Annotated in this window: 11 protein-coding genes and 1 pseudogene; 4 read left to right on the top strand and 8 right to left on the bottom strand. The window is 60.7% G+C overall.

All coding sequences use genetic code 11. The features are described from left to right. Nucleotides 1-22 precede the first annotated feature (22 nt). The 4 genes from lpxK to F475_RS28885 all read right to left on the bottom strand — a co-directional run bounded on the left by lpxK (nucleotide 23) and on the right by F475_RS28885 (nucleotide 4425). Nucleotides 23-1033 (bottom strand): tetraacyldisaccharide 4'-kinase, encoded by a 1011-nt coding sequence (gene lpxK / locus F475_RS28900; RefSeq protein ID WP_018926234.1) that lies wholly within the window; start codon nucleotides 1031-1033, stop codon nucleotides 23-25. Further along, nucleotides 1033-1461, bottom strand: a complete 429-nt coding sequence (locus F475_RS28895; RefSeq protein ID WP_018926235.1) for a biopolymer transporter ExbD — start codon at nucleotides 1459-1461, stop codon at nucleotides 1033-1035. Before F475_RS28895 ends, lpxK begins: the two co-directional genes overlap by 1 nt. Continuing rightward, complete coding sequence (locus F475_RS28890; protein WP_007941964.1) at nucleotides 1458-2093, bottom strand: MotA/TolQ/ExbB proton channel family protein; 636 nt, start codon at nucleotides 2091-2093, stop codon at nucleotides 1458-1460. The genes F475_RS28895 and F475_RS28890 overlap by 4 nt, the downstream gene beginning before the upstream one ends. Before the next feature lie 97 nt (nucleotides 2094-2190). Continuing rightward, a complete protein-coding gene (locus F475_RS28885; protein WP_111455346.1) occupies nucleotides 2191-4425 on the bottom strand; it encodes a DNA internalization-related competence protein ComEC/Rec2 in 2235 nt (744 codons plus the stop codon). Between the two features lie 136 nt (nucleotides 4426-4561). Between F475_RS28885 and F475_RS28880 the strand changes: the two genes are divergently transcribed. Then, nucleotides 4562-5083 (top strand): DUF2062 domain-containing protein, encoded by a 522-nt coding sequence (locus F475_RS28880; RefSeq protein WP_018926237.1) that lies wholly within the window; start codon nucleotides 4562-4564, stop codon nucleotides 5081-5083. A 71-nt stretch (nucleotides 5084-5154) separates the two neighbouring features. Here F475_RS28880 and F475_RS28875 read toward each other — a convergent pair whose 3' ends face one another. The 4 genes from F475_RS28875 to F475_RS28860 form a co-directional block, all read right to left on the bottom strand. Continuing rightward, on the bottom strand, nucleotides 5155-5934 hold the full coding sequence (locus tag F475_RS28875; RefSeq protein WP_018926238.1) for an ABC transporter permease: 780 nt from the start codon (nucleotides 5932-5934) through the stop codon (nucleotides 5155-5157). Then, nucleotides 5931-6863 carry an ABC transporter ATP-binding protein gene (locus F475_RS28870; RefSeq protein WP_018926239.1) on the bottom strand — a complete coding sequence of 311 codons (933 nt, stop codon included), beginning with the start codon at nucleotides 6861-6863 and terminating at the stop codon, nucleotides 5931-5933. Before F475_RS28870 ends, F475_RS28875 begins: the two co-directional genes overlap by 4 nt. A gap of 133 nt (nucleotides 6864-6996) precedes the next feature. After that, on the bottom strand, nucleotides 6997-7620 hold the full coding sequence (locus F475_RS28865) for a glutathione S-transferase family protein (protein ID WP_018926240.1): 624 nt from the start codon (nucleotides 7618-7620) through the stop codon (nucleotides 6997-6999). A 43-nt stretch (nucleotides 7621-7663) separates the two neighbouring features. After that, nucleotides 7664-8323 (bottom strand): transglutaminase family protein, encoded by a 660-nt coding sequence (locus F475_RS28860; protein ID WP_111455345.1) that lies wholly within the window; start codon nucleotides 8321-8323, stop codon nucleotides 7664-7666. A 237-nt stretch (nucleotides 8324-8560) separates the two neighbouring features. Between F475_RS28860 and F475_RS28855 the strand changes: the two genes are divergently transcribed. The 3 genes and pseudogenes from F475_RS28855 to F475_RS28845 all read left to right on the top strand — a co-directional run. Continuing rightward, a complete protein-coding gene (locus F475_RS28855) occupies nucleotides 8561-11017 on the top strand; it encodes an acyl-CoA dehydrogenase (RefSeq protein WP_111455344.1) in 2457 nt (818 codons plus the stop codon). Between the two features lie 108 nt (nucleotides 11018-11125). After that, nucleotides 11126-11533: a PA2817 family protein gene (locus tag F475_RS28850; protein ID WP_007938686.1), complete on the top strand. Its 408-nt coding sequence runs from the start codon at nucleotides 11126-11128 to the stop codon at nucleotides 11531-11533. Between the two features lie 114 nt (nucleotides 11534-11647). Further along, nucleotides 11648-11855: pseudogene (locus F475_RS28845) on the top strand (IS3 family transposase); the annotation flags it as partial.

The raw sequence follows: 11855 nt of genomic DNA, 5'->3' as shown, positions 1-11855 counted from the left end.
CATTCCCTGGATAGAAACGGAGTTAAGGCAAAAGACGAGCCGGCAACAGGCGCATCAGCTGTGTATCGAACCAGGCCACGAAGGCCGGCGATGGCGCAGCATCGACCGCCAGGTACCACCAATCGGCGGCGGCGAAGGCACGGCACTTCACCGCGTCCTTTTCTGTCATCACCACTGGCAATGACGGTGTGAAATTCAAGGCCTGCACGCTGTATTCGGCGTGGTCGGCAAATGCATGGGGCACTGGCCGCCAGTGTAGCGTTTCGAGGGTCGTGAAGAAACGCCGGGGATTGCCGATCCCGGCCACGGCGTGCAGGGCCTGACCAGCGGGAAAGTGGTCCAGAGGCCGCCGTTCGCCGCTGTGCAGGTTGACCAGTTCGGTGGGTTGCAACTGAAAGGCAAAACCGTCTTCGCGATCATTGGCAGCGCCGTTGTACAGCACTGCATCGACACTTTGCAGGCGCTCGACCGGTTCGCGCAATGGTCCGGCGGGCAGACAACGGCGGTTGCCCAAGCCGCGAGCGGCGTCGATCAGCACCAGTTCCAGGTTTCGAGCCAGCCGGTAATGCTGCATACCGTCGTCGGAAAGGATCAGGTCCAGCGGCTCACTCGCCAGCAAGGCTTTGACCGCACGGCTGCGGTCCGGGTCGATCATCAGCGGCACGCCGGTGCGCTGGACGATCAACAGCGGCTCATCGCCCGCCACGTCCGCGCCTTGATCCGCCGCGACCCGCCACGGCAATTGCGGCGGTTTGGCGCCGTAACCACGGCTGACCACACCGACCCGCAGACCGCTGCGCTGGCAGTGCTGGATCATCCACAGAATCAGCGGCGTCTTGCCCGTGCCGCCCACCGTGATGTTGCCGACCACGATCAGCGGCACCGGCGACTGATAGATCTCGCCCTCGCCCGCTAAAAAGCGCTCGCGCTTGCCAGTGACCACGCGTCGATACAGCCATTCAAGAGGCTGCAACAGCTTCAACGCCGGATGACCTTCGTACCACGCAGCGAGCAATCGATCGGACATGGCCATCAGGACGCCGGCGCCGCCTCGACAGTGGTCATGCGCAAGTGGCTGAAACCGAGCTTGCCGGCAGCGTCCATCGCGGTGATGACGGACTGATGGGGGGTTTTGCCATCGGCGCTGATGGACAACGGCAGATTGGTGTCGCCATTGGATTCTTTCTGTAGCGCTTCCATCAGGCTGGTGAGGTCGTTCTTCGGCAACAGCTGGTTATTGACCGAATACGCCCCGTCGGCGCTGATGGCGATGTCCAGTTGCTTGAGCTGCTGGTCTTCGGCCGGGGAGCCGCTGACCGCTTCCGGCAGGTCGACGCGCAACTGGGTTTCACGGGTGAAGGTGGTGGTCACGACGAAAAACAGCAACAGGATAAACACCACGTCGATCAGCGACGCGAGGTTAATGTCTACCGTTTCCCGTGGTTTACGACGGAACTTCACGCTTTACCCTCGGCCAGGTCCACGTCGCGATCGCCCTGAATAACCTCGACCAGTTTGATCGCCTCTTGCTCCATGCCCACCACCAGCTCATCGATCCGGCGTTGCAGGAAGCGGTGGAAGAACACGGCCGGGATACCGACCATCAGGCCCGCGGCGGTGGTGATCAGTGCCTTGGAAATACCCCCGGCCAGCACCGCGGCGTTGGTGCCCATGCCCGTGCCCATGAACGCACTGAAAATATCGATCATGCCCAGCACCGTACCCAGCAGCCCCAACAACGGAGCCATGGCGGCGATGGTGCCCAGGGCGTTGATGTAACGTTCGAGCTCATGAATCACCCGCGCGGCGGCCTCTTCGATGCACTCTTTCATGATCTCGCGACCATGCTTGGAGTTCGCCAGACCGGCGGCGAGGATCTCGCCCAGCGGAGAGTTGGCGCGCAACTCCTTGAGTTTTTCTTTATTGAGTTGCTTGTCCTTGATCCAGACCCAGACCTGCCCGAGCAAGTGCTCCGGGGTCACGCGGCTGGCGCGCAGGGTCCAGAGACGCTCGGCGACGATCGCCATGGCCGCGATGGAACTCAGAATGATCGGCAGCATCATCCAGCCGCCGGATTTGACCAATTCCCACACAGTGACAGTCCCCTCGAAAAAGTGCGCCACTCTAACATAGGGGGTGGGCGCACCGAAGACCGCGATGTCGCATCCGGTCGGGCTTTAGTGACGCGGGCTACTGGCGCAATACTGGCGGATCGCGCCAGAAACGCCGTTCCTGAAGCATCGTCCAAGGTGGTTTGAAGCGCCCCAGTTGTAGACGAATGGCACCCTGCTCGGCGCTGTCGTAGATCGCCATGCCACGCTTTTGATAACGCGCCACGACTGTGGGATGGGGATGACCGAAAGAATTACCGTTGCCACGGGAAATCAGCACCGCTTTAGGCAGCAGAGCGCTGAGCAACGCCATCGAAGATGAACTGCGACTGCCGTGGTGCGGGGCCTGCAACCAGTCCGTCGGCACCGCCAGTGGACTGTCGAGCAGCACCCGCTCGGCCGCGGTATCGATATCGCCGGTCAGCAGCAACCGCTCGCCGTTGGCTTCGATCTGCAGCACGCAGGATTTCTGATTGCTGTCGCTGGCCGACGACCACTGCCAGAGCTGGAACCGCACGTCGTCCCAGGTCCACTGTTGACCGCTCTCGCAGCCCTCGGCATGTAGCTCGTCCGGCAAGGCCAGTGGGTCGCCACTCAGTACCCGAGTCACCGGCACACCGCTGGCAATCGCTCGCGCACCGCCGGCGTGATCGGCGTCGGCATGGCTGATCAGCATCAGATCAAGTCCATTCACCCCCAGTTTGCGCAATGTTGGCAACACCACCCGCTCACCCAGGTCGATATCACCGAACCGTGGCCCGGCGTCATACAACAGCGTGTGATGGCGGGTGCGCACCAGAATGGCCAACCCCTGGCCGACATCCAGCTGCCAGATTTCGGCGACGCCTTCAGGCAGCGTGTGCCGGGGCGCAAAAACCAGCAACAGCAACATCGGCCAGCCCAGCGGGCGCAACGGCACGCCCGGTGGCAGTAACAGCAGAAATGCGCCCAGTGCGCCGAACGCCCAAACCCACAACGGAACCGCCACCGGCACCCACGCGGGCAATTGCCCGGCCACCAACGCCAGCCCCTTAAACAAAAGGTCGATCAGACTGCCAGCCAACCACAGTAACCCCTCGCCCACATAGGGAACGGCCAACAGCAGCGTTCCGAGCAAGGCCGGCGGCAAGACCAGCAGGCTGATCCAGGGCACCGCCAGAAGATTGGCCAGCGGCCCGCTGAGACTGATCGGCAACCCCAGCACTAACAGCAGCGGGCACAGACCGATTGCGATCAGCCATTGGGCACGGGTCCAGGTTTGCCACCAACGCCACGGGCCCAATCGGCCGCCAAAGGTGAAAATCAGCACCGCTACTGCCGCAAAGGACAACCAGAAACCCGGTTGCAGGCTTGCCAGCGGGTCCAGCAGCAAAACACCGTCAAGCGCCAGCAACAGCGGCCACCAGGCGCCGAGGTGACGAAACCGTAGCCGCCACAACAACAGCAGACCAATCATCAGGCAGGCCCGACGCACCGGCACCTCGAAACCGGCCAGCAGCCCATAACCGAGCGCTGCCGCGAACGCCAGCCCACACGCCCATGGCAGCCACGGCAAGCGTCTGGGCCATAAGCCATAGCGCGCCAGCCCGGCGATCAGCATATACACCAGCCCCGCCAGCAAACCAATGTGCTGCCCGGAAATCACCAACAGATGCACGGTGCCGGTGTCTTGCAGCACCTGCCAGTCCTCACGGCTCAGCCCGGCGCCGTCCCCCAGCACCAACGCCGTCAGCGCTCCCGTTCGCCCGTGCGCATCCACGGCCTGCAAACGCTGACGAATGCCGTCGCGCCAGGCCCACTGCGCTTGCCCCAGTCGCTGACCGTCCTTGACGGTCCCAGTGGCGCCAATACGTTGGGCCAGCAACCAGGCGTCGTAATCAAAACCATGAGGGTTGAGCAGCCCGGCAGGACGCTTCAATTTGACTGCCAGCCGCCACCGCTCGCCACTGTTGACGGGCGGCCCGCCATACCAGGCCAGACGCAGGTGCCGGGGCAGTTGGGTGCGACGCGACTGACTGTCTGTCAGTTCGAAACGCACTACACCCTCGGCCTGCTGCGGCAACCCGGTAACCCGGCCTTCGACCCAGCGAGTCTCGCCATCGAGCTTCAGCGCCAGGCGATCATCCAGCGCCCACTGCGCATTCGCACACGCCCAACTGAAACCGAACAACCAAAATGCCAGTGGAAAGGTTCGAAACGGCAGCAACATCAAACCCACTACCGGCAACAACAGCCACAACCCTGCCGGCGGCAGTGCCGGCAAAAAACGCAGGGCCAGCAGACCCAACGCCAGCGCCATCATCCCTGTGCGCATAAGCCCGTCCTTGAGAGTCCCCTCCCTAGGCTTAGCCGTCGCGCCGCACAGGCGTCGTTAACAATTGTCACAAAGTCTGAATGGGCGGTTCGTAGAATCCAGACATACTTGCCGCCTTAACCGACCGAGAAGCCTTATGCCCCGGCGCTTATTCAAACGCTACATGCCAGACCCGACCAGCATCAGGGAACACAAATCCTTACGCTTTCTTGGCACCCTGCTGCATGACCCGAACCTCTGGCACCTCAATCGCCATTCCGTCGCGCGGGCCATGGCCGTCGGCCTGTTCGCGGCGTTCCTGCCCATCCCGTTGCAAATGCTGTTGGCGGCCATCCTCGCCATCGTAGTGCGCGGCAACATGCCGATAGCGGTCAGCCTGGTCTGGCTGACCAACCCGATCACCATGCCGGCGGTGTTCTTCTGCACCTACCAGACCGGCGCCTGGTTGATGGACGTCCCCGCCAGGAGCTTGCCGGACGAGTTGACCTGGGCATGGATCAGCGGCGAGCTCTCGACTTTGTGGCAACCGTTTTTACTGGGTTCGGTGGTAACGGGGCTGGTGCTTGGGGCGTTGGCTTATTGTCTGGTGATGATGTATTGGCGCTGGTGGGTGAGTCGGCAGTGGGCACGGCGTAAGCGCAGCCGGATGCAGGAATGAAAAACGGCCTCCACTTGGGAGGCCGTTTCTTTTTGCGGTGTTTGCCCGCGAAGGCCGTGACACGGTCTTGATCAGGTACGCATCCCGCGCCCACTCACCAGCAGCCGCGCACAACCGATGTACAGCACAACAGTCGCTACCAGCATGAAAGCGATCGCCACGCTGATCTTGATGTCCGACACGCCAAGAATGCCGTAACGGAAGGCGTTGACCATGTGCAGCACCGGGTTGGCCAGCGACACGGTCTGCCAGAACGGTGGCAACAAGCTGATCGAGTAGAACACCCCGCCCAGGTACGTCAGCGGTGTCAGCACGAAGGTCGGGATGATCGAGATGTCATCGAAATTGCGTGCAAATACCGCGTTGATGAAACCCAGCAACGAGAAGATCGTCGCCGTCAGCAGCACCACCAGAACGGTCACGCCCAGGTGATGCACCTGTAGCGTGGTGAAGAACAGCGACAGCAGCGTCACGATGAGCCCGACCATCAACCCGCGCAGCACGCCGCCCAGGGTGTAGCCGATCAGAATCGTATGGGGCGACACCGGCGACACCATCAGTTCTTCGATGGAGCGCTGGAACTTGCTGCCAAAGAAACTCGACACCACGTTGCCATAGGAGTTGGTGATCACCGACATCATGATCAGCCCCGGCACGATGTACTCCATGTACGTGAAGCCACCCATGCCGCCGATCTGCCGACCGATCAGATTGCCGAAGATCACAAAGTACAGAACCATGGTGATGGCTGGCGGCAGCAAGGTCTGCGGCCAGATCCGGGTGAAGCGCTTGACCTCACGGTAAACGATGGTATTGAGGGCAACGAGGTTGGGTTGCAGCTCGGAACTCATACCGCCACCTTCGACAGATTTTTCTCCACCAGGGACACGAACAACTCCTCGAGGCGATTGGTTTTGTTACGCAGGCTCAACACTTCGATGTTCTGCTGCGCCAACTGGGTGAACAGCGCGGTAATGCCCATGGCCTTGTCGACCTGGACTTCCAGGGTATGACTGTCGATCAGTTTGGCCGGGTAACCAAGCAACTGCGGCGCCACTTGCAAGGTGTTCTTCAGGTCCAGCAGGAACGTCTCGACATGCAGTTGGCTGAGCAACTGCTTCATGCTGGTGTTCTCGACAATGGTGCCGTGGTCGATGATGCCGATGTTGCGGCACAACTGCTCAGCCTCCTCCAGGTAGTGGGTGGTGAGGATGATGGTGATGCCTTTCTTGTTCAGTTCAGTGAGGAAGGTCCACATCGAGCGACGCAATTCGATGTCCACCCCCGCCGTCGGTTCGTCGAGGATCAGCAGGCGTGGCTCGTGAACCAGCGCCCGGGCGATCATCAGTCGGCGCTTCATGCCGCCGGACAGGGAGCGTGACGGCACATCGCGCTTGTCCCACAACCCCAGTTGGGTCAGGTACTGCTCGGCGCGTTCCTTGGCGATTCTCGCCGGGATGCCGTAGTAACCGGCCTGGGTCACGACGATGTCGAAGGTCTTTTCGAACTGGTTGAAGTTGAACTCCTGGGGCACCACACCAATGCAGCGCTTGAGCGCCGCTGGTTCCTTGTCCAGGTCGTGACCGAACACATTCACCGTGCCGCTGGTTTTGTTCACCAAGGTCGAGATAATGCCGATGGTCGTGGATTTGCCGGCGCCATTCGGGCCGAGCAAAGCGAAAAAGTCACCTTCGGCGACGTCCAGATCGATACCACTCAAGGCCTGGAAACCGTTGCCGTAGGTTTTGGTTAGCTGCCGGATGGACAGAGCGGAACTCATATCGGATTTACGCACCAGGAAGGGAAGAAAGGAATAAATAAGGGCGGGCGGCGAGCAATGCAACCGCGGCACATGAGCGCAATGGTGCTTGTCGCCGCCACACAAGTACAGTCACGCGTGTTGATAGTGAGTATTAAGTCAACGCGGTCATGACGGCTTTGCGATAGGCCGGACGCTGTTTCAACCGTGCGTACCAGGCTTCTAGATGTGGCAGCGGCGCGCGCTCGATCGGCATCTCGAACCAGGCATAAATGAAGCTGCCCAAGGGAATGTCGCCCATGCCGATCTCATCGCCCGACAGGTATGGCTTAACCGCCAACGCTTGATCGGCCATCGACAGCAGATCGTCGCACTCCTTGATCGCCGCCTTGATGGCCGGCCAGTCCTGCTGCTCTTGCGGGGTGCGCAACACGCCCCAGAACACCGTGCGAAACGGCGCGGCAAAACTTGAGGTGGTCCAGTCCATCCACTTTTCGGCCGAGGCACGGGCTTGCAGGTCCGTCGGATACCAGGCAGTGCCGCTGGCATGGCGAGCCACCAGGTAACGCACGATGGTGTTGGATTCCCACAGCACGAAGCCGTCGTCTTCGATCACCGGCACGCGACCGTTGGGATTCATCGCCCGGTACTCAGGCGTGTCGACCACGCCAAAGGCACCGCCGGCGTCGATGGCTTCATAGGCCAGGCCCAGCTCTTCGGCGGCCCACAACGGTTTTCTGACATTCGACGAATTTTTCCGACCCCAGATTTTCAGCATGACCGCCCCTTGTTGGATGAATGCGCAGGCAGCATACGCCGGATCAGGCGCGACTCAAATCGCTCTGCATGTCACCCAGTTGCAGCGGCAGCCACTCGCCGAACAAATGCGGATAGCACTTTTCGAGGTGCTCGAAAAAGAACGCTTCAGGCACATCGGTGAACTGGCCGTGATCAACCAGGTACTCCATCAACTGCTCGCCGTCACGGTTGAAGGGATGGAACACACTGTCGTTGATCCCGTCGAACTCCAGCGGCGCGACATTGAACAACTCGCAGAGTTGTTGATTGAAAGCCGGCGTGGCTTTGACCCAATGGTCGTCCAGATACAGCTCGGTGTAGCCGTGCATGGCGAACACATCGCTCTTGAGCAGTTCGAGCAGGCGCGGCGTCGACAGGTGATTGCGCACATCCGCCAGACCGATACGCGCCGGGATCCCGCAATGCCGAGCGCAACCTGCCAGCAGCGTGGCTTTGGGCACGCAATAACTCTCCCCGGCCGCCAGCGCATAGCTGCCGCGCAAGGTCTGCGGATCACGGCTGAAGGTGTAGGGGTTGTAGCGCACGGCCTCGCGCACGGCGTAATAGAGATTGATCGCCTGCTCCTGCGGATCGCGCCCGGCGCCACGATGTTTTTCGGCGAACTCCACCACCGAGGGATGGTCACTGTCGATGAAGCGGCCGGGGCTCAGATACGCGTGCATGGGAGCTATCTCCTGGGGGAAGCCACGAGTCTAGCGACACCTTCAGCACAGAGATAACGACGTTTCGGCCAAATATCAGCGCTTGCCCGCCCTGTTGACGAGCCCTCCATCGAAATAACTGACGAAGTCCGGCCGTTTCGTCCTACAAGCTCAACCCGATCGCTCCGACCACCCACTTTTATGGATGCCGTCTAAGCTCTGAGAGTGGTTTTGCCCCTGGCTTCAGGAGAATTAATTATGCTGCTGTTGTGGATACTGGTTCTGGTGGTCGGGATTGCCTGGCTGGCACATCGCCGCACCGCGCCTCTGCCCGCTTTGGGCATCATCGCTGTCTATCTGCTGGCGATGGGCATCTTCAGACATGCGAGCCATGCCCCCGTCTGGCTGCTGCTGATTTTCTGGGTGTTGCTCGCGGCCGTGGCCGCCCCCCTGTTGCTGCCGGACCTGCGCCGAAAACTGTTCACGGCGCCCATATTCAACTGGTTTCAAAAAAACCTGCCGCCCATGTCGCAAACCGAGCGTGAAGCCATTGAAGCCGGCACGGTCTGGTGGGATGGCGAGCTGTTCAGCGGTCGTCCTGACTGGAACAAGCTGCTGGCCTATCCAAAAGCGCAACTGAGTGAAGAGGAACAGGCGTTTATCGATGGCCCGACCGAAGAGCTCTGCGCCATGGTCAGCGATTGGCAGATCGGCCAGTTGATGGATCTGCCGCCCAAGGCCTGGGATCATATCAAGCAGCATGGCTTTTTTGCCCTGATCATTCCCAAGGAGTACGGCGGCAAAGGCTTCTCGGCTTATGCGCACTCCCAGATCGCGATGAAACTGGCGACCCGCAGCGGTGACCTGGCCTCCACCGTCATGGTGCCCAACTCCCTCGGCCCGGCGGAACTGCTGCTGCACTACGGCACCGACGAACAACGCAATCATTACCTGCCACGGCTGGCCCGCGGCGACGATATCCCCTGCTTTGCCCTGACAGGCCCGATGGCCGGTTCCAACGTCGGGGGCATGACCGACACCGGGGTGATTTGCAAAGGTGAATGGGAAGGCCAGGAAACCCTTGGCTTGCGCCTGAACTGGGAAAAACGCTACATCACCCTCGGTCCGGTGGCGACCTTGATCGGCCTGGCCTTCAAGGCCTATGACCCGGACCATCTATTGGGTGACAAAGTCGACCTGGGGATCAGTCTCGCATTGATTCCAACCCAGACACCCGGTGTAGACATCGGTCGCCGTCACTTGCCGCTGGGCGCCGCCTTCATGAACGGCCCGAACGCCGGCAAGGATGTGTTCATACCGCTGGAGTTCATCATCGGCGGTCAGGAAATGCTCGGCGAAGGCTGGATGATGCTGATGAACTGCCTGTCGGTCGGGCGTTCCATTTCGCTGCCTGCCATCGGTACCGCCGCGGGCAAGTTCAGCAGCCTGGTGACAGGACAATATGCGCAGGTTCGCGAGCAATTCAACGCACCGCTGTCAGCCTTCGAAGGGATTCAGGAAGCACTGGCGCGGATCGGCGGCAGTACCTGGCTGATGGACAGCGCGCGGATGCTCACCGCCAACGCCGTCGACCTCGGCGAAAAGCCGTCGGTGCCCTCCGCCATCATCAAATACCACCTCTCCGAACGCGGTCGCGAGTGCATCAGCCACGCCATGGATGTTCACGGCGGCAAGGCCATCATCATGGGCCCGAACAACTATCTCGCGCGTAGCTGGCAAGGTGCGCCCATTTCCGTCACGGTCGAAGGTGCGAACATCCTGACACGCAACCTGATGATCTTCGGCCAGGGCGCTATTCGCTGCCATCCGTACGTGCTCAAGGAAATGGCCCTTGTCCACCGCGAAGACAAACAACAGGCATTGATCGAGTTCGACGCCCTGCTGCTCAATCACATTGGTTTTGCCGTGAGCAACGCCGCCAGCACCCTGGTGCTGAACCTTGGCTTCGGGCATTTCGAACACATGCCCGGGGACAAGCTCAGCCAACGCTACGTGCGCGCCCTCAACCGTCAGGCCGCGGCTTTTGCCATGCTTGCAGACCAGTGCATGATGCTTCTGGGCGGCGACCTGAAACGCCGCGAACGCTTGTCCGCACGTCTGGGCGATGTGCTCAGCTACCTGTATCTGGCTTCCGCTGCGCTCAAGCGATATCACGATCTCGATTCGCCGGAGCATATGCGTCCGTTGTTCGCCTGGGCGATGGAAGAGAGCCTCGGCCAGTCCGAACGTGCGCTGGACGAACTGCTGACCAACTTTCCGAACAAGGTACTCGGCTGCCTCCTGCGGGTACTGGTGTTCCCGTTCGGTCGCCGGCACAGAGGCCCGTCGGACAGACTGGCGGCCAAAGTCGCCGCAGTCCTCGGCCGCGCCAAGGGCGACCCGACCCTTGAGGAGTTGTTGGCGGGCTGCTATCGCCCGCAATCGACAGAGGATCCGGTCGGCGCCTTGCAGCACGCCTGCGACTTGCTGAACGCCGCTAAACCGCTACAGAAAAAACTCAACACGGCGCTGAGAAGTCGCCAGGTCAAACCCACTGTCGGGGAGTCTGTCATCGATGCCGCACTGGAGGCTGGCGTCTTGCAACCGGTTGAAGCCGAGACCTTGCGTGAAGTGGAGGTGGCGCGGCGCAAGGTGATCGACGTCGATGATTTCGATAAAGAGGTGCTGGTGCTGGGCAAGGGCAAGGTCCGCTAATCCAGAGGACCGTGTGTCGCCTTACCATCATGGGGCGCTTTACCCTGTGAAAAAGGGGCGCGGGAGCTTTATACTCCTGCGCCCGTTTTGCTCTTGAGGACTTATCTCGTGTCCAATGTCGTTGCCGATCATCTCGTCTTGCTCGACCACCTGCGCAGTATCCTGGTCGCCGTAGGTGAGGCCGAACAGGTTCCCGAAGAAAGCCATGCCTTGTTCCTGGAGCGCTTCGACGAACTGCGTGCGTTGCTGCCGGTCGACCCGATCGAAAGCCAATACCTGGGCCAGGACATCCTGTGCCAGATCATCACCCGCTACCCACAAATCGCCCACCTGGTGCCGCGCGATCTGCTGTGGTACTTCGCCGGTGACTGCCTGCACTACATGCCCGATGATGAAATCGACCTGTACCAGGCGCTGGAAGAACGTCGCTTCGAAGCCGAACAGAACGATGAACCGTTCGACTGGAATCAGGAAAAACAGCTGCTGGCGATGTCGAACCAGGACAGCAAGCACTGATCTCCAATCAGTAACGCAAAAGGCCCGCATGGTTAATCATGCGGGCCTTTTTTGTTGGCCGTGTCTCGTCCTGAATAAGGTTTACACCTTCTGACTTATCTTCAGGAGGAACCAATGGATACGGGGAAAAGGCGCAGCCAGCGAGATTACACGCTGGGCTTTAAATTGGCAGTCGTCGATCAGGTCGAAAAAGGCGAGTTGAGTTATAAAGAGGCTCAACGGCGCTACGGGATTCAGGGGCGGTCGACTGTGCTGGTGTGGTTACGCAAGCATGGGCGGCAGGACTGGAGCCAAGGCGCCTCTATTCGCGCCCAGAGGAGCC

The sequence above is a fragment of the Pseudomonas sp. URMO17WK12:I6 genome, assembly GCF_003253625.1.
Lineage (GTDB): Bacteria > Pseudomonadota > Gammaproteobacteria > Pseudomonadales > Pseudomonadaceae > Aquipseudomonas.
Note: the sequence above shows the minus strand (reverse complement) of the source record. Positions and strands in the feature narration are given on the sequence as shown.